The sequence below is a fragment of the Xanthomonas sp. DAR 35659 genome, from assembly GCF_041242975.1.
GTDB lineage: Bacteria > Pseudomonadota > Gammaproteobacteria > Xanthomonadales > Xanthomonadaceae > Xanthomonas_A > Xanthomonas_A medicagonis.
Genome location: NZ_CP162488.1, coordinates 1,617,475 through 1,635,315, shown reverse-complemented (window position 1 = coordinate 1,635,315; position 17,841 = coordinate 1,617,475). Strand labels below are relative to the sequence as shown.

The window sequence follows — 17,841 nt, the reverse complement described above, 5'->3', positions numbered from 1 at the left end:
CCCTCCCCGCCGCACACCCCGAGGACAGCACCATGGCCACACGACGCGGTTTCCTGCAGGGCGCCATCGCCCTGGCCCTGTTCGGCGGCAGCGGCATCGCGCGCCTGGCGCAGGCACGCGCCGGCCGCTACGCATTGCCGGCCGACGCGCGCGCCCAGGCCGCGCTCACCCGCCACGTCGACGTGTTCATCGGCACCGGCGGCCACGGCCACACCTTTCCCGGCGCCACCCTGCCGTTCGGCATGGTGCAGCTGAGCCCGGACACCTACAACGCCGTATGGGATTCATGCTCCGGCTACCACGAGTCCGACGGCTCGATCATGGGCTTCTCGCACACCCACCTGTCCGGCACCGGCATCGGCGACATGCTCGATTTTCTGGTGGTGCCGGCGGTCGGCGCGGTGAAGCTGCAGCCAGGCCCGCTCGACGATCCGGACGCCGGCTACCGCGCGCGCTACGACCACGCCGACGAAGCCGCCTCGCCCGGCTACTACCGCGTGCGCCTGAAGGACAGCGGCGTGCACGCCGAACTGACCGCCACCGCGCGCGCCGGCCTGCACCGCTACCACTTCCCCAAGGGCAAGCCCGCGCACCTGCTGCTGGACCTGTGCCACGGCATGCAGGACAAACCCGGAATCCCCACGCGCGTGAGCGACGCGCAACTGCGCATCGTCGATGCGCGGACGCTGACCGGCGGGCGCCGCGTGTACCAATGGGCGAAGGGCCGCTACCTCTACTTCGCCATGCGCCTGTCGCGGCCGTTCGCGAACGCGCAGCTCTATTCCGACGACCAGCCGCTGGCGGCCGGCACGCGCCACGCCGATGGCAGCCACCTGAAAGTGGCGCTGCATTACCCCGATGCCGCCGACGCGCCGCTGCTGGTCAAGGTCGGCCTCTCCGCGGTCAGCGCCGAGAATGCCCTGGCCAACCTCGACGCGGAACTGCCCGACTTCGATTTCCCACGCGTGCACGCCGCCGCCGTCGCCGCGTGGGAGAAGGAACTCGGCCGTATCCGCATCGACACCGACGACGACGCGCAGCGCCGCATCTTCTACACCGGCCTGTACCACAGCCTGCTCGCCCCGACCTTGTTCAGCGACACCGACGGCCGCTACCGCGGCATGGACCTGCAGGTGCACCAGGCGCCGCCCGGCTACCACAACTACAGCACCTACTCGCTGTGGGACACCTACCGCGCCCTGCATCCCTTGCTGACCCTGGTGCAACCCGAACGCGTGCCCGACCTGGTGCAATGCCTGGTGCGCGGCGCCAACGAATGCCCGGACGGCGTCGGCATCTGGCCGCTGCAAGGCGTGGAGACCGGCTGCATGATCGGCTACCACTCCGCCGTGGTCCTGGCCGAAGCGCACGCCAAGGGCTTCACCGGCATCGACTACGCCGCCGCCTGGCCCGCCTACCGCAAGCGCGCGATGGACGACACCACCCACGGCCTGGGCGAATACCGCAAGCGCGGCTACATCCCCAGCGACAGCGTGGACGAAGCGGTCAGCCGCACCCTCGAATACGCCTACGACGACTGGGCCGTGGCGCACCTGGCGCAGGCCGCCGGTGCCGCCAAGGAAGCGAGCGCCTTGCGCGAACGCTCGCGCAACTACCGCAACGTGTTCAATCGCGACAGCGGCTTCGTGCAACCGCGGCTTAGCAACGGCGACTGGGCCGCGCCGTTCGATCCGCGCGCGATGGGCCACATGAGCAAATGGCGCGACTTCACCGAATCCAACGCTTGGCAGGCCACCTTCCTCAACCAGCACGACCTGTACGGCTACATGGACCTGTTCGGCGGCCGCGACGGCTTCGTCGCCAAGCTCGACGAACTGTTCTCCACCAGCTCCGAACTGCCGGCCGACGCCCCGCCGGACATCGACGGCATGGTCGGCCAGTACGCGCACGGCAACGAGCCCAGCCACCACGTGGCCTACCTGTACGCCTACGCCGGGCAGCCGTACAAGACCCAGGCGATGGTGCGGCGGTTGCTGCGCGAGCAGTACCACGACGCGCGCAACGGCCTCTCAGGCAACGAGGACTGCGGGCAGATGAGCGCCTGGTTCGTTCTCAGCGCATTGGGCTTCTACGCGGTGGACCCGGTCAGCGCCACTTATGTCCTCGGCAGCCCGCTGTTCAAGCGCGCCGACCTCGATGTCGGCCACGGCCGCACCCTCAGCATCGTCGCCCACGGCAACAGCGCCGCCAACGTCTACATCCAGCGCGCCCGCTGGAACGGCAAGCCGTATACGCGCAGCTGGCTGCGCCACGCCGACCTCGCCACCGGCGGCACCCTGGAACTGGAGATGGGCCCGAAGCCGAATCCCGCCTTCGGCGCGGCCAAGGAAGACCTGCCGCCGTCGTTCGTTTGACGGCCGGGAATGGGGATTGGGGAATCGGGATTGGTGATCCCCCGCCCACGCTGCCCCTGCGCGTGCGACCGGCTGCATTGCGGCGCACGCTCCATGTTGTCTGTTCCGTTGCACCCGCATCGCCTCTTCCGAGATCCCCCATGCCGCGCACGACCCTTGCCGCTCTTGTCCTCGCCCTGGCGTTCGCCCTGCCTGCCGCCAACATGCATGCCGCCGAACGCACCGCCTGGCCCGCCTTCGCCACCCAGGGCGAACACTTCACCCGCGACGGCAAGCCCTACCAGATCATTTCCGGCGCCATCCACTTCCAGCGCATCCCGCGCGCCTACTGGAAAGACCGCCTGCAAAAGGCGCGCGCCATGGGCCTGAACACCGTGGAGACCTACGTGTTCTGGAACCTGGTCGAACCGCACCAGGGCCAGTTCGACTTCAGCGGCAACAACGACGTGGCCGCCTTCATCGACGAAGCCGCTGCGCAAGGCCTCAACGTCATCCTGCGCCCCGGCCCCTACGTCTGCGCCGAATGGGAAGCCGGCGGCTACCCCGCCTGGCTGTTCGCCGAACCGGGCATGCGCGTGCGCAGCCAGGACCCGCGCTTCCTCGCCGCCAGCCAGGCGTATCTGGACGCCGTCGCCGCGCAGGTCAAGCCCAAGCTCAACCGCAACGGCGGCCCCATCATCGCCGTGCAGGTCGAGAACGAATACGGCTCCTACGACGACGACCACGTCTACATGCAGGCCAACCGCGCCATGTTCGTCAAGGCCGGCTTCGACAAGGCCCTGCTGTTCACCGCCGACGGCGCCGACGTGCTGGCCAACGGCACCCTGCCCGACACCCTGGCCGTGGTGAACTTCGGCCCCGGCGACGCCGAAAAAGCGTTCCAGACCCTGGCCAAGTTCCGTCCCGGCCAACCGCAGATGGTGGGCGAATACTGGGCCGGCTGGTTCGACCAGTGGGGCGAGAAGCATGCCGCCACCGACGCGGCCAAACAGGCCAGCGAATTCGAATGGATCCTGCGCCAGGGCCATTCCGCCAACCTCTACATGTTCGTCGGCGGCACCAGCTTCGGCTTCATGAACGGCGCCAACTTCCAGAAGAACCCCAGCGACCACTACGCCCCGCAGACCACCAGCTACGACTACGACGCCGTGCTCGACGAAGCCGGCCGCCCCACCCCCAAGTTCACCCTGTTCCGCGACGCCATCCAGCGCGTCACCGGCATCGCGCCGCCGGCGCTGCCCAAGCCGATCCGCTTCGCCGAGTTGCCGGGCACGCCGCTGCGCGAATCCGCCTCGCTGTGGGACAACCTGCCCGCCCCGGCCGCCACCACCGAAACCCCGCAACCGATGGAGCGCTACGGCCAGGCCTACGGCTACATCCTCTACCGCACCACCGTCACCGGCCCGCGCAAGGGCAGCCTGTACCTGGGCGAGATCCGCGACTACGCCCGCGTCTACGTCGATCGGAAGCTGGCCGGCAGCGCCGAACGCCGCCTGCAGCAGGTGGCCGTGGACGTCGACATCCCCGCCGGCCCCCACACCCTCGACGTGCTGGTGGAGAACAGCGGACGCATCAACTACGGCGCCCACCTGGCCGACGGCCGCGCCGGCCTGGTCGACCCCGTGCTGCTCGACGGCAAGCCGCTGACCGGCTGGCAGACCTTCCCCCTGCCGATGGACGACCCGAGCAAGCTCACCGGCTGGACCACCGCCAAGGTCGACGGCCCCGCCTTCCATCGCGGCACGCTGAAGATCGGCACGCCTGCCGATACGTTCCTGGACATGCGTGCCTTCGGCAAAGGCTTCGCCTGGGCCAATGGCCATAACCTGGGGCGGCACTGGAAGATTGGGCCGCAGCGGGCGTTGTATTTTCCGGCGCCTTGGCAGCGGAAGGGGGAGAACAGTGTGATTGTGTTTGATCTGGATAGCGCGGCGGATGCGAGCGTGCGTGGGGTTAAGGGCCAGGTTTGGAGTACGCCGGGTAACTAAGGCATTCACCAAAAAAACCGCCATCCGGCACATCTGGATGGCGCGGGATCAAACTTGTCTACCAATTAAGGCCACTGGCTCCGTCGAACGGCCTTAACTTGTCGCCGTGTTCTACCGGTGATACCGTCGGCATCTGTGCAGGATGCACTGGAGAACGAGCATGTGTTAGACACAAGGATCAGCCACAGCGGGGTTGGAGACAGATGGAAGCAGGAAGCATGCCTTACCGAAAGGCGACGGAACCGCTGGGATATGCACCTATTTTGCACACCAGTTTTACATCGAATAGAAGTTAGCGCTCACGGGGAGAGTGCATGGAGGTTGAGTTCTTAAATACGGCCATCGATGCCGAATATAAGCGCTGGGCAGCACACGTTGATCCAGATGATCAGTACGACACCGCAGACACAGTGGGCCTGCTTGACGTACTACGCGCGCACTATCTCATCGCTGATTTTTTCTACGGGCGTGAAGCAGGCATGGGGGGCATCGGACCCCGAGACCTCGATCTTCTGCACTCAGCTGTGTACCGGCAATTCGTCGCGTATGGAGGTATAAACAAGTGGAAGACGCCCTATGAAAAAGCCGCAACACTGATATTTGGGCTTGTCACGGATCATCCGTTTCATGATGCCAATAAGCGCACAGGCTTGCTTGCATATCTATTCGCTCTCCACAAGATGAATCGACAGCCCACGAATGGACAAAAAGAGCTAGAAGACTTTATGGTCGATATCGCTGAAAGGAGCTTGGCTAAATATCGAAGGATGAAGAGCCTAATGAAGCGCGAAGACGATGCTGACGTGCTATTCATTGCCGATTACTTGAAACGCAATTCTCGCGAAAGAGACGGTCGATTCTATAACATCACCTACAATGAACTTGGAAGGCGCCTTAATGATTTTGGCTACTGTTTCGGCGACCCGAAGAATAACTACATTGATATTTGCCGAATTGATACATCCAGAGAATTCGGCATCCTCGGAAAAAAAATACAAAAGTTAGTCAAGGTTGCACAGATTGGCTTCCCAAGCTGGAAGAGCCAAGTGGGAAGGGGCGCTATCGCAACGGTCCGAAAAGCTGCCAAGTTGACGCCAGAGTACGGCGTCGATTCAGCCACGTTCTACCGTGGGGCTGATCCGCTAAACTCACTCATCGCGCAATACGAGGGCCCACTACAGCGGCTGGCCTTTAGGTGAGCACCCACAATAAATTCAAGCCAACGCCAATTGGCACGAACAAATTTAAGCGCCACCCTGCCCTCATCCATATTAAAAATTATTTTGGAGAAGATGTAAGTGACAAAGCAAGACACATCAGAAAAGACCCTCAACCTATTCCCTATTGACTATCCGTTTGAAACACTTTTTTCTCGCATTCAAACGAAACCACCGAAGCTAAAACTCGATCCCGAGTTTCAGCGCAAGTACAAATGGGACAAAGAGGGCTGGGAACGCGCGTCGCGGTTTATCGAGTCATGCCTAATGAGGATCCCGTTGCCGGCCTGCTACTTCGCTGAAAAAGAGGACGGCACCCACTTTGTGATTGATGGCGTGCAGCGCCTTACTACGATACAAAAGTTCTTCAAGGACGAATTTGCTCTTGAGGGAATGAGTGCATTCAAGGAGCTGGAAGGAAAGAGGTTCTCTGAATTAGCAGCGTATCGATCTGAACTAGAAGCCACAACCATTCGTTGCATCGTACTCAGAAAAGAAAATCCGCCAAATCTAGTTCAAGAAATATTTTCTCGACTGAACCAAGGTGCAGTCCGACTTTCCGACCAAGAGATTCGACACGCAATTTACCCTGGACCTCTTAACGAACTATTAATCGAACTAGCAAAGAAACAAGCAATCGCAAATTTTGGAAATACACAGAAGGACTCTCGAGAAGGAGAAGAACTCGTACTTCGGTTTTTTGCCTTGCAAGACGATCTTGAAAGCTACGAAGGGAGGCTCTCGAAATTTCTGGATGTCTATATGCGCGAAAATGCAAATATCTCTCATACAAAAATAGCAAAACTCCGCAGCCTCTTTAATTCCACCCTTGCGGCCTGCGAGCAGATCTTTGGCGAAAGCGTGTTCGCAGACACCACAAAAAACAAGCCAAGGCAAAGCATCGTTCACTATGACTTGCTAATGAGCAGCATGGCACCAGTTAAGAAAACGGACATCAACGGCAAGGAAGAAAAGATCAGAAAGGCGTTCGAAAAGCTTTGCAAGAAGGCCGATTTTCAAAGGACTTTGTCGGGCGGCATTCAGAACAAATCATCGATTTTGAAGCGCCGTGAACTGTGGGAAAAGCTAATAAAACCAATTCTTTCATCATGAGCGGACGAGTCGTGGCTGTAGCGCAGACATACATTTTCGGACTCTCCGAACTTGAAGCAATGGTGTGTGCCACTGAGCAGGAAGTCGTAGGAGGCGACGGCAACTCCCCCATTCTCACCGACAACATAAATTTCTTTACTAAGTCATTCTTGATCTCGTTGTGTGCTCACCTTGAGATGTGCATAAAAGAGATCGTCTTTGCTATTGCCAAAGATATTGACGAACGAGCTCTGGCAGCATCCATTCCCACCGCTCTCATCGAGTGGAGGTACAACACGAAGAAGAAGGGCGACGGATCAGCGCAGGGTGTGCGGCTTGAGATCGGCATGACACGAAAGGAGGTTGATGATCTCGTGTCCGGAAACGTCTACCGCACGAAGGAAGCTCTAGCTTACGTAGGGGTTGACTTGGCAAGCGACAAAGCCACTTGGGAGATGTGGAAGGAGCTGATCCAAACGATCGTTACTAGGCGCAACAATATCGTTCACCATAACGACGACGCGTCCGACCTATCGCTCGGCGATATCCGGCAGTACCTTTCCTCCGCCCGGAGTTACATTGATTTCATTGTAAACGCCTGCCAAGCAACGGGATCAGATTCACTTGAAATCTCATCTTAGCTTTACCGAAAAAACCAGTTGACAGCCCAAAAAACTAGTATCACCATTCCCTCCAAGGAGCGTAGAAACTCCTCAGAGAGCGGCACCCACCTCCGTCAAACCGGTGGGTTTTTTGTGCCTGTTCGCAGGCACACTCCGACGCGCTGTCTGCGTCGGGAGGGCGGTGAATACAACACCCTTCGGGGAAATAAGCCCGCCGGCTCTCTGCGGTTTCTAACCTCCCGACATCCCGTCGCCGTTCGGCGCGGGTTCCTGTCTGCCAAGGAGGCTGTGCCATGCGTCAACCGTCACCCCGCCCCACCACTCCCAGCACCCCGCCTGCCCGCAAACGTGCAGCGCGCCAGCCGCAGCCCAAACCTAAGGCCGAGCCGGCCGGATTCCTGCGTTACATCGAGCCACCGTGCACCCCGATGATGTCGGTTGAAGACGCAGCGGCCGCCATCGCCGCCGAACTGGCCCGGCCGCCACGCGCACCCCGCCGCTCTCGCCCGCCACAGACGTGCACCGTCGGCTGCGGCCACTCCGCCAGCGGTAAACGCATGCCCGCGCTGCGCCTGGGCGGCCGCTGGATGGAGGCACTGGGCTTCACCATCGGCAGTACGCTGCGCGTGCAGGTGCGCGACGGCGAACTGGTGGTGAGCGTGGCCCGCAAGGACTGACGCGGCCACCGCCCACCACGCACCGGAGGATCGCTGAGATGGCGTGCAACCGCTTTGTCTTCGGCATCACGCTCGACCAGGCCGATGCGCTCGCCGGCCTGATCCGCACCATCACCGCGCATGGCGACATCCTCGCCGCCGGCACGGCGCCCTATCTGGATCCCCGCACGCTGCCCGCGCTGGGAGAGGCCATCTACACCGCCGGCCGCGCGGCGCGCGGCATCCTGGACCAGGTGGGCGCGCAAGCGCTCAAGGGCATGGAATAGTCAAAGCGAACAAAACTGTGCACGTCTAAGTGCAATTTCTCCAGTTTGTTGAGTTGTTCTTGGATGCATCGTCCCGAGATATCTTGACCACGCGATACCGCAATTTGTCTACCAATTAGTGCCAATGACGACCCCACCCAACTTGTGACGAAGGTCACTAAGTAGTAGCGTCGGTTTCGTGCTGACATCCGCTGTTGAACGGCCATGAGATTGGCCTGGGAACCATGCGATAAGGGGAGCGGGCGGATAAAAGCGGGAGCCTTACCTCACCAAAGAGGCGATAGAACAGCGGGCTACACATCTCCTTCCGTAAGGATCGCAACTCATTTACACGGGAAAACGTCATGACCTTTGACCAACCTATCTGTCCGACGAGTTGGGCACACGTCTTTTTTCCTGGCGAATAGGTCGCAGTCATGCATCGTAACGTGCCGAATCCCCTGCCCCAAGCTCACTTAAGACAAACAGCTTTGAAGTGACATTCTCGACCTGAGTTCAAACGATATAACTTTCTAGAATTCTGCATGACGCCAGCAAAAATTACACAGGAGCTGATCCATGGAAAAATATCTTCGCTGGTTCATTCCGTCGCTTGCTTCACTAAGCATCTTATCTTGTGCCACTTATGATTGCACCTTCCCTCAAGCAAGCAGCCCTTTCGACAAGGAGCTTGACTACGTCATACAAATTGACGACGCAGGAAAATTTAGAGAGCCCAATGTTGCAGCTAATGCGGTGAGTACAATACGAGAAATTTCAAAGCACCACAATACCATTGTTGTTATATTTATCCACGGCTGGCACCATAACGCCTCACCCAAAGACAAAAATGTAAAAGATTTTGCAGATTCCCTTGTTAAAATCCGGGATACCTTGGATGATCGCCAAAACGGCGAATCAGGAATATATCGGAAGTCCAGAGAGGTATTGACCGGGGACGGCGACGTGAAGGTTATCGGCGTTTACGTTGGCTGGCGCGGGAAGTCGTTACCCATGCCTTTAGACTACCTTACTTTCTGGGGTAGAAAATCGGCCGCCGAGCGTGTAGGGAATGGAGAGATTGGTAGATTTTTATCTGAACTTAACGACATCTATCAAGATAGACTCAAGATAAATGGTGGCGAAAAAGCGCCCTTCATGGGGCTGGTGTCTTTTGGCCATAGTTTTGGCGGGCAGGTACTTTTTAGGGCTGTGTCACCACAGATCGAGCGCGAGCTTATTGCGGCAACTCAGCGGACCGGGGATCCGGACGTTCCAACGCGAAGAATAGTCGGCTTCGGAACGCTAGCTGTCTTGTTGAATCCCGCCATTGAAGCAAAGCAATATGAGGCGATCGACAGCCTGTCGCGCAAGCTGCCCTATGATCACGAACAGACACCAGTAATGCTCACATTGTCATCGCAAACCGATAGCGCTCGCATTTTTTGGTTTCCAATCGCACGACTCTTAAGAACGACTTTTCGCCCTGCGCTCTGGGGCAAGAATAATGACCTCGACAATCAAGCATTGGGCTCTTATGCTCCACAGGTAACGCATGCGGTTGAGACAATAGAAAACGGCGGCACCCTAAAGTTCGATCCAGAAAAATATGATAAAGCGCGATGCGAAATCGCAAAGTTCGACCTTACCAATATTCCGGAAATTGGAAAAATCAAACTAACCCCCTTGGATAGATCAAGCCAACCATACAGCCCTTTCATTGTTGCATCTGTAAGCGGCAAAGTAATCATAAAGCATAGCGGAATTTTCAAGGACGACTTGAGGGACTTTCTCAATAACTATGTTGCACTGACGCAGGGAAAAAATCTGGTACTGGGCTACGAAGACGTCTCTAATTGCCAGCTGGATAATTGAGCAAGGGCCGGCAATCCGCATAACCTGCAGCCTGATCTGCAAACGGGGGAGAGCCGAAAACAGAGGTCAGAGTACGCTTTCCTCTCCTGTCGGTCCGACCTTTGGCGACCTACCTCAGGTGACGCACTGGTCGGCTACGTGCTTGCCAGGCTGCGTCCCAATGCGGGAAAACAGGGGTCAGAGTGTACTTTCCTATAAGAAGTATTTTTGGGGGTTGACGTCGCCTGAGCGGTTCTCCGCTCTGAGCTAAGACGAGCGTCGTGCATCTAAACGCTCCGCCACGAGTAACCTCCTATGCTTAGGTGGGATAAGTGCACTCTGACCCCGATTTTCCTGACCCCGATTTTAGTGTTTCATCGAACATATGAAACCGCCACCCAAAGCGGACACCACGGGCGACGACTCAGCGCCATTTCGTCGGCGATCCGGGTGATTCATCGGCGGCTTCTGTGGCTTGGTCGCAAACGGGTGGTCACGCCCCCGCGCGGATGGCAACTTGCAGCGGCCATCACGTCGACATGGAGCCCCGCATGACCCCCGTTGCCCTGTATTCGCCCGATCCGGCCCGCGGCTGGCTGCCCTGGGCCTGGCTGACGCCGATCCTGATGATCCTGTTCAACGCGGTACCGGTGATCGCCCTGGACGGGTGGATGCAGTCGCTACATTGGTCGACGCCGCGCGGCGATCCGATCGGCCTCGCTGGCTTGTATGCGCTGCTGTGGATCGGCTTCGCGCCGACGCTGGCGGCCGTGCTCGCCTGGGTACGCTTCGTCGAAGGGCGCTCGCTGGCGAGTATCGGGCTGACCGGTCCGGCGCCGCTGAAAACCTTCCTGCGCGGACTGGCCGTTGGATTCGGCACGGTCGCGCTGGTCGTAGTCGCGATCTGGATGGCTGGCGGCATGCAGGTGGCGGGCTTGGGGCAGGCCTGGCGGTCGCCCGTCAGTCTGCTGCACATCGGGCTGCTGCTATTGAGTTTCATGTTCCAGGCGAGCGTGGAGGAAGTCATCTTCCGCGGCTGGATGCTGTCGGTGGTGGCGCGCAAGACCAATGTCGCAGTGGCAGCGCTGCTGGTGTCGCTCGTTTTCTGCTTCCTGCATTTCAGTCCGCACCAGCCGCCCCGGGTCATGCTCGGCACGTTCCTGTTCTCGCTACTCGCCTGCGCCTGGGCGCTGCGGACAGGCAATATCTGGGGCGTGATGGGCTGGCACGCGGGGTGGAACTGGTTGCTCGCGACCGGCTTCGAACTGCCCGTCACCGGCATGGATGCGCACTTGCCGGCGCTGCTGGTGGCGCTGCGCCCGCAAGGCCTCGACACCCTGACCGGTGGCGCGCAAGGGCCGGAAGGCAGTTACCTGTGCAGCGTCTTCCTCGTCGCCGCGATCGCGTGGATCCAGTGGCGAAAAACGCGCGGAGCTCAGAACTTCTCGCCGACCAGCAGGTAACGCCACTGCCAGGGCGGCGTCGCCCCGTCGAAAACAGGGGTCAGAGTGCACTTTCCTCCCCTGTCGGCCTGACCTTTAGCGGCCTACCCATTCGCGCAGCGGGTCCGACACGGCGGCCAAGCTGGCGCTCGATGGCCGCGCGGAAACGCTCGTTGCCCAGCGCGTGTTGGCGCTGCAGGTTGAGACGGATGGCAGCTGTCTCGTCCGGGTCGATGGCATCCAGGACGAAGCGACGATAGCGGTGTGTGCGCTCGGCGGCCGGCGCAATGGCTAGATAGCTCCCGTGCGGCTGCACCAGCGCGTTGGCTTGGCCGAGTCCGTTGCAAGAATGGCTCGACCACCGATAGTCCGCCGGATCAATAACCATTGCAGCCCGTACCGGGTTGAGTTCAATGTAGCGGTAGCAGCGGAGCAGGTAGATCTCCTGCTGTACCGGGCACGATTTGTAACGGCCTTCCCAAAGGGTGCCGGTGCGACTGTACTGAGTATTGATGTAGCGCACGTAGCGGCGACCGAGTGACTGCATCAGCGTTGACACCGCACAGATCTGCTGGCTAGTGAGCAGCAAGTGCACATGATTGGTCATCAACACATAAGCATGCACGGCGATGCTGAGCTTGAGCGACAGTTCGTGCAGATCCTGCAGGTAGCGTATCCGGTCGATATCGGTGAAGAAGCATGGCTGCCGGTCATTACCCCGCTGCACGATATGCTGAGCGACACCAGGGAGATCCAGTCGGGGACGGCGTGGCATGTGCGATCCTTCGCTCTGTGGTGTGTACAGGGTCGTGCATCCAAACGAGCAGCCCCATCGGGTAACATCGAGATTCTGCGTAGGGGAAGTGCACTCTGACTCCAGTTTTCTCGACCCCAGTTTTCTATCGTCAACATCCAACCGAGCGCGACATCTTGTAGCCTCGTGAGCATGAGCAGGCAAGATACGTCCGCTCCTGCTCTTCAATTAAATAACTTACCGTGCGCTCGACCCGAATATGGATCACGCTAGAAACCTAACCGTATGCCCAAAGTGCTTGAGCAATTTTCACCTCCGTGAGAAGACACTTCTCATTGGATCCGCAAGTCCGAGAAAACTCTTTGGAAGGGATGAAGAGCGGTCGGGGTACCAGCGAAAAGATCAACTTGCCGTTGATGAATGCAAGGGCGAAAGGTTGCAAACACCACCACTGCAGCAGTTCGTCAATGGCTACTACTGTGAAAGCTGTGCAATTGGCTTCTTACCCGACGACATTGTGGAAAAACAGTGGTAAAAAGCAGCAGCATCGGGGTCAAGTTAGCTTTACGATGCACGGGAAACAGAAAGAGAGGGATCAGAATGCGCTTTCCAATCCTGTGAGTCTGACCTTCGTCCGACTACTCATTCGGGCGGCTGGCCCGATACGACGACCAAGCCGAAGCTCGATGTGTATGCGTGCTCGACGGCTGCGCCTACATCAGGACGTTGTTAGCTTGGTCGATTCCGTTGCAGGAATGGCCCGGCCAACTCCGACCCTGGTTTGGCAGCACGCCCCACGCTCCAAGAATCGATGCCAGACGCGAGGGCGCCGTCGTTCTTGCTACCGAACCAGATTCCCAAAGAAGTAGCGCTCGCCCACGTCGAAATGCCGGGGGGAGGCCATGTACCTGTCCAAGATGGCGGCCGCGTTGCGCGGCTGGAACTCGGCGCGCTCGTCGTAGAATCCGGAACAATCGACGCCCGAGTACGCTTCGAACTTCCGTCGCCACAGCAGGAAGTCACTCCAGTCGATCCACTCGTCGGTGCCTTTGGGGACCAGCGCCTTTCGCATCCGCCAGACATGCTTGTCCACATCGACGGGCTCTCCCGCCAGGATCGCGACCCTGTCGGTGCCGCAGGTCTCCTTCAGGTCGGCGAGCCGCGCCTCGACGGCCTTCCTGTAGTCGGCCTTGCCCAGACCGGTGTAGAAGAACGCGGGTTCGCCTTCGCGGGCATCCAGCAGGTTCGAGATGTCCGCCTCGACGGAACTCCGGTCGGCGCGACGATCAAGCGCACACCAGGCCTCGACCATGAAGGGGATCAGCCAAAGAACGCCGGACCACTGCGCTGCCAGGCTGGCCTCGATGCGCAGGTAGTTGGGTCCATCGATCAGGAGCTCGGCGAGGAATTCCAGGTCCGGGTCGAGTCCCGCATCGGCGGTCAGCCCTAGGCAGGCCGACACCAGTGTCGGGGCGCTACGCGCATCCAAGATCCACTTCCTCAGCTGGGCGATGCGGCTGTAGTCCCCACGCTTCGCGCATTCCATGATCGAGGCGAGCGCGATCCAGGGATCGTCGCTCGTGCATCCATCAGGCGACAGGACTCCGTCGGGGACAGGACTGGAATAGTGATATCCACGCCCTTTCCAATAGAAGCAGCCCTGGAGAAACTTGGGTCTTTGGGTGTGCTGAAAATGTGCGGTGCGCATCGCTGTGTCGTCGGATCTATTGATGCGGCCGCCTTGAAGTGTACCCAACTCTGCCAGAGTCAAACGGCGCAGAAAACGGGGTCGCTACAGCCCCTCGATCTGAACCGCGCCACTGGCGAAAGAGACCGCCATCGCAAGTATCCGGGCTAGTGGACCAATGTGCGGCGGATGGGCGCTCCACACGCGGCACGCATCATGCGGGCATGCTCTGCAGCACACGTTGGAGCACCGTCGCTGCGGCCTGGGGCTTGCCGAGTGCACGGCTGCGAGCGGCCATGGCTTGCAATTTCGGCCGATCGGCCATCAGCCGTTGGATCTTGTAGTCAAGGCCAATGGCATCGTAGGCCAGCCATGCTGCGCCTTCTTCCATCAGGAAGCCGGCGTTGTGTTCTTCTTGGCCTGGGATCGGCGAGATCAGCAGCATCGGCTTGCCCAGCGCCAGGCACTCGGACACGGTGAGGCCGCCGGGCTTGGTGACGACCAGATCGGCAGCGGCCATGAGCTTGTGCATCTCGTCGGTGAAGCCCACCGCAATCATCCGGCCCGGATGGCGAAGCGCCAGCGCCGCCAGTCTGGCGTGCGTTTCGGCATTGCGGCCCGCCACGGCGATGACCTGGAAATCGCTTGCCATGCCCAGTGCACGTTCGACCATGCTCGCAAGATCGCCAACGCCAGCGCCACCCGATGCCATCAGAAGCGTGGAGCGCGATGGATCCAGACCTAAGGCGGCCGCGCACGCATCGCGCTCCAGCGTCGGCGCGTCGGGCTTCGAGAATGCCGGCATCACCGGAATTCCTGTGATATGCACACGGTCGGCCGGAATGCCGCGTGCGCGAAGCCGGAATGCGACCTCTTCGTTCGCTGCCAGGTAACCGGTCATCTCGGGAACGAGCCACATGTTGTGCAGGTCGTAGTCGGTGATCTGCAACCAGACGGGGCAGTCGAGGCGAGCGTTTCTGCGCTCGCGCATCAGCAACTCGGCCGGCAGGAAGTGGGTGCAAATCACGGCATCGGGCTTCGCGTTTCGAATCTCGCGCAGCAGCGCGCCGGTGCTCAGCCGCTCGATGCCGCGGCGCAAGCGCTGCGACGCCGCGTGGTGCGGCGTGGTGTCGCTACGCTGATGCAGATACGACCAGAGTTCGGGCGCGCGATTCACAAGTTGGATGTACCAATCGGTGTAGATCCTGCGGAATGCCCCTGACACATTGGCCATGGTGTCGATATGTACAGCCGTGCACGGGGGAGCGACCGCGTGTGCGGCGGCAGCAAGCGCCTGTGCTGCGCGCACATGGCCATTGCCGGCGCTTACACTGAGAATCAGAAGTTTGGTCATGGCTGGAGGTCGGCGTGGTCGGTGTCGGGGATGAAGCAGGGAGACAGGGCTAAAATTCCGACGCTGACCCGGCTTTAGTTCTTGACGATCAACATTGTGCAGCGACTTTGGCCTGCAGAAATTGCGCGCGTAGTGCGTCTTCACGGTTACCGCACAAGAAGGTCGCTTACAACGAGGCAAGAGGAAATATCAATTTACAACACCTATTCCGTCTGCCCACTGTTGCGTCTCGCTGTGGTCCTTAACGTCAGTCGGCTTACGGCGCCAGATACCCACTCACATCCTCGGCAGTGCGCTGCATGTCGATCGCCAGCAGGTCCTTGAGGATCGCCGTGTGGCCGGACCCCGCAATGACCAGCACGCGGTGGCCGGGTTGTGCGGCCTTCTGCACGTTGGCATACATGCGGAAGTTGCGGTGCCACCAACTGGCCGCGGCATCGGCACCGGCAAAGCTGCCACCGGCATCCACGGCATTGGTGCTGATGTAGAGATTCTTGTTTTCGCGGTCGCGCGCGGGATCGTTGGTGAGGCGCAACAGCTCGGCCAGTGGCAAAGTCGATTGCTCGCGTTCGGCGCGCGCGGAAAGCGTCTTGAACGCGGCATCTATCGTCGCCTGCATGGCCGGGTCGTTCGCCTTGATGTACTCGAACATGGGATCGGACTCCCAGCCGACCTGACCCTCGTCGAAGCACGTCACTCCGGCAATTCCCGAGGCTTTGGCGACGCGGAAGCCGATCTGGTGGATTTCGTTAGCCGGCAAGGTCGACTGCCCGTCGCGATAGCGGGCAAAAGCAGCGTCGTATTTCGCCTGCTCGGACGGCTCGCATTCCACCAGCACGTCGGTGGGGCGGAACGCCGCGAGCCGTGCGGCAAGGCCTGCGAGGTAGGCCTGATTGTCTTTCGACATGACGTCGGAGACCTTGAACTTCACCATGTCCCGCCCCGGATTTTCGAAGTGGAACGAGCCAAGCATCATCACGTTCGCCGGGGCGACAGGCGCCTGCGACGCGGCGGCAGCGAGCGTGGGCAACGCGGTCAGACAAGCGAACAACGCGGCGACAAAAAATCGATGGGCGTTCAAGGCGTTTGCTCCAGGACGGTAGAACCGATGGCGACGCTGGCATTAAAGCACTCGTTCAAGCGATGGGCATAGTGTTCGCCCATCGCCGGCTTGGCAGACGAAAAACGGTGCACGACCTCGCCATTGTGCGCTGCTTCTGCTACGACACCCCAAAAAGGGCGTAGCGCTTTGCCAGCTTCCATCCCTCGCACAGCGCATCAGCAGAGCGGCGGAACATATACCCGCCGCGGCTCACCTCAATGCCATACGCTAGCAATCCGAAGAACAACGGGCCAGAGGAAGTATCAGTCGGTCACGGGCCCAGTAACGCCATCAGGTTCGCTTAAGCCCTAGATCGACAGGCACAGCTTGCCGAAATGCTTGCCTGCCGCCTGGTGCGCAAACGCATCGGCGATGTCTTCCAGCGCGAATGTCTGGTCAACCACCGGTTTGATGCCGGTTGCGTCGATGGCGCGGACCATGTCGCGCTGGTGGCTCCGGCTGCCGACGATCAGCCCCTGCAGGGTCTGGTGGCGTTGCATCAGCGCCACCGTCGGCACCTGCCCGGCAATCCCGGTCAACACGCCGATCAAGGCGATATGGCCGCCGATACGGCAGGCCTGGATGGATTGCCCCAGCGTGTCGGGTCCGCCCACTTCGATCACCTTGTCGACGCCACGGCCGTTCGTATAGTCGAGCACCTTCGCCGCCCAATCGGTATCGCGCCGGTAGTTGATCGTGAAATCGGTGCCCAGTGCATGCACACGCGCCAGCTTCTCGTCGGAAGATGACGTTGCGATCACGGTGGCGCCCATGTGCTTGGCGAACTGCAACGCGAAGATCGAGACGCCGCCCGTACCGAGCACCAGCACGGTGTCGCCGGCCTTCAGGCGCGCGTCCACCACCAGCGCCCGCCACGCGGTGAGCCCAGCGGTCGTCAGCGTCGCCGCTTCGGCGTGGCTGTAGCCGCGCGGTGCGTGCGTGAACCAATGCGCGGGGCGAACGACGTATTCGCGCGCATAGCCGTCGACACCATCGCCGGGCACGGTCGCGAAGTCGGCGATGGTCGGTCCGCCATCCAGCCAGGTCGGGAAGAACGTCGAGACGACCGCGTCCCCCACGGCGAACTCGTCCACGCCTTCGCCCACCGCCTCCACCACGCCGGCGCCGTCGGACATCGGGATGCGGCCGTCGGCGCTGGGCATCCGTCCGGTCACCACGCCCAGGTCGTGGAAGTTGAGCGAGCTTGCATGCACGCGCACGCGGATTTCGCCGGCGCCCGATTGGCCTGGGTCGGGCAGATCGACGAGGCGGAGGTTCTCTAGACCAGCGGGCTGGCGCAGGGTGATGGCTTTCATGAGCAGACATCCTTAGCGGAAATGGAGGCGGGACGGAAGTTGCGGCGAGGCCGCGTTGCAGGCATTGTCAGCACGCACTTCCTGCATCGCAAGAACGTACAATTTCCGCAGGTAC

General features: G+C 60.4%; 14 protein-coding genes. 9 read left to right on the top strand and 5 right to left on the bottom strand.

Annotation, left to right across the window (positions count from 1 at the left end; genetic code table 11):
- Nucleotides 1-32 precede the first annotated feature (32 nt).
- The 9 genes from AB3X07_RS06930 (at nucleotide 33) to AB3X07_RS06890 (ending at nucleotide 11,534) form a co-directional block, all read left to right on the top strand.
- Nucleotides 33-2,375: a GH92 family glycosyl hydrolase gene (locus tag AB3X07_RS06930; RefSeq protein WP_369943698.1), complete on the top strand. Its 2,343-nt coding sequence runs from the start codon at nucleotides 33-35 to the stop codon at nucleotides 2,373-2,375.
- Between the two features lie 140 nt (nucleotides 2,376-2,515).
- Nucleotides 2,516-4,363: a glycoside hydrolase family 35 protein gene (locus AB3X07_RS06925; RefSeq protein WP_369943697.1), complete on the top strand. Its 1,848-nt coding sequence runs from the start codon at nucleotides 2,516-2,518 to the stop codon at nucleotides 4,361-4,363.
- A 314-nt stretch (nucleotides 4,364-4,677) separates the two neighbouring features.
- Complete coding sequence (locus tag AB3X07_RS06920; RefSeq protein ID WP_369943696.1) at nucleotides 4,678-5,562, top strand: type II toxin-antitoxin system death-on-curing family toxin; 885 nt, start codon at nucleotides 4,678-4,680, stop codon at nucleotides 5,560-5,562.
- Between the two features lie 99 nt (nucleotides 5,563-5,661).
- The gene (locus tag AB3X07_RS06915) at nucleotides 5,662-6,693 is read left to right on the top strand and encodes a DUF262 domain-containing protein (RefSeq protein ID WP_369943695.1); all 1,032 of its coding nucleotides are present in this window, start codon (nucleotides 5,662-5,664) and stop codon (nucleotides 6,691-6,693) included.
- On the top strand, nucleotides 6,690-7,313 hold the full coding sequence (locus AB3X07_RS06910) for a HEPN domain-containing protein (protein ID WP_369943694.1): 624 nt from the start codon (nucleotides 6,690-6,692) through the stop codon (nucleotides 7,311-7,313). Before AB3X07_RS06915 ends, AB3X07_RS06910 begins: the two co-directional genes overlap by 4 nt.
- A 539-nt stretch (nucleotides 7,314-7,852) precedes the next feature.
- Entirely contained in the window at nucleotides 7,853-7,972 is a 120-nt protein-coding gene (locus tag AB3X07_RS06905; protein ID WP_369943693.1) for a SymE family type I addiction module toxin, read from the top strand.
- Between the two features lie 38 nt (nucleotides 7,973-8,010).
- Nucleotides 8,011-8,238 carry a hypothetical protein gene (locus AB3X07_RS06900; RefSeq protein ID WP_369943691.1) on the top strand — a complete coding sequence of 76 codons (228 nt, stop codon included), beginning with the start codon at nucleotides 8,011-8,013 and terminating at the stop codon, nucleotides 8,236-8,238.
- Between the two features lie 558 nt (nucleotides 8,239-8,796).
- Entirely contained in the window at nucleotides 8,797-10,092 is a 1,296-nt protein-coding gene (locus tag AB3X07_RS06895) for a hypothetical protein (protein ID WP_369943690.1), read from the top strand.
- A gap of 530 nt (nucleotides 10,093-10,622) precedes the next feature.
- Nucleotides 10,623-11,534, top strand: coding sequence for a CPBP family intramembrane glutamic endopeptidase (locus AB3X07_RS06890; RefSeq protein WP_369943689.1), 912 nt, complete (start codon nucleotides 10,623-10,625; stop codon nucleotides 11,532-11,534).
- Between the two features lie 40 nt (nucleotides 11,535-11,574).
- Here the strand turns inward: AB3X07_RS06890 and AB3X07_RS06885 are convergent, their stop codons facing one another.
- From AB3X07_RS06885 to AB3X07_RS06865, 5 genes are all read right to left on the bottom strand, one after another.
- Complete coding sequence (locus AB3X07_RS06885) at nucleotides 11,575-12,288, bottom strand: transposase (RefSeq protein WP_369943688.1); 714 nt, start codon at nucleotides 12,286-12,288, stop codon at nucleotides 11,575-11,577.
- Between the two features lie 820 nt (nucleotides 12,289-13,108).
- Nucleotides 13,109-13,975: a hypothetical protein gene (locus tag AB3X07_RS06880; protein WP_369943687.1), complete on the bottom strand. Its 867-nt coding sequence runs from the start codon at nucleotides 13,973-13,975 to the stop codon at nucleotides 13,109-13,111.
- A gap of 193 nt (nucleotides 13,976-14,168) precedes the next feature.
- Entirely contained in the window at nucleotides 14,169-15,308 is a 1,140-nt protein-coding gene (locus tag AB3X07_RS06875) for an MGDG synthase family glycosyltransferase (protein WP_369943686.1), read from the bottom strand.
- A 256-nt stretch (nucleotides 15,309-15,564) separates the two neighbouring features.
- The gene (locus AB3X07_RS06870; protein ID WP_369943685.1) at nucleotides 15,565-16,389 is read right to left on the bottom strand and encodes a DUF5694 domain-containing protein; all 825 of its coding nucleotides are present in this window, start codon (nucleotides 16,387-16,389) and stop codon (nucleotides 15,565-15,567) included.
- Between the two features lie 329 nt (nucleotides 16,390-16,718).
- Nucleotides 16,719-17,726 (bottom strand): zinc-dependent alcohol dehydrogenase family protein, encoded by a 1,008-nt coding sequence (locus tag AB3X07_RS06865; RefSeq protein WP_369943684.1) that lies wholly within the window; start codon nucleotides 17,724-17,726, stop codon nucleotides 16,719-16,721.
- Between the last annotated feature and the right edge of the window lie 115 nt (nucleotides 17,727-17,841).

Excerpts from the sequence above, each read along its gene's own strand:
- AB3X07_RS06930 (WP_369943698.1), top strand. The coding sequence starts at position 33 with ATGGCCACACGACGCGGTTTCCTGCAGGGCGCCATCGCCCTGGCCCTG.
- AB3X07_RS06925 (WP_369943697.1), top strand. The coding sequence starts at position 2,516 with ATGCCGCGCACGACCCTTGCCGCTCTTGTCCTCGCCCTGGCGTTCGCC.
- AB3X07_RS06920 (WP_369943696.1), top strand. The coding sequence starts at position 4,678 with ATGGAGGTTGAGTTCTTAAATACGGCCATCGATGCCGAATATAAGCGC.
- AB3X07_RS06910 (WP_369943694.1), top strand. The coding sequence starts at position 6,690 with ATGAGCGGACGAGTCGTGGCTGTAGCGCAGACATACATTTTCGGACTC.
- AB3X07_RS06905 (WP_369943693.1), top strand. The coding sequence starts at position 7,853 with ATGCCCGCGCTGCGCCTGGGCGGCCGCTGGATGGAGGCACTGGGCTTC.
- AB3X07_RS06900 (WP_369943691.1), top strand. The coding sequence starts at position 8,011 with ATGGCGTGCAACCGCTTTGTCTTCGGCATCACGCTCGACCAGGCCGAT.
- AB3X07_RS06895 (WP_369943690.1), top strand. The coding sequence starts at position 8,797 with ATGGAAAAATATCTTCGCTGGTTCATTCCGTCGCTTGCTTCACTAAGC.
- AB3X07_RS06890 (WP_369943689.1), top strand. The coding sequence starts at position 10,623 with ATGACCCCCGTTGCCCTGTATTCGCCCGATCCGGCCCGCGGCTGGCTG.
- AB3X07_RS06885 (WP_369943688.1), bottom strand. The coding sequence starts at position 12,288 with ATGCCACGCCGTCCCCGACTGGATCTCCCTGGTGTCGCTCAGCATATC.
- AB3X07_RS06880 (WP_369943687.1), bottom strand. The coding sequence starts at position 13,975 with ATGCGCACCGCACATTTTCAGCACACCCAAAGACCCAAGTTTCTCCAG.
- AB3X07_RS06875 (WP_369943686.1), bottom strand. The coding sequence starts at position 15,308 with ATGACCAAACTTCTGATTCTCAGTGTAAGCGCCGGCAATGGCCATGTG.
- AB3X07_RS06865 (WP_369943684.1), bottom strand. The coding sequence starts at position 17,726 with ATGAAAGCCATCACCCTGCGCCAGCCCGCTGGTCTAGAGAACCTCCGC.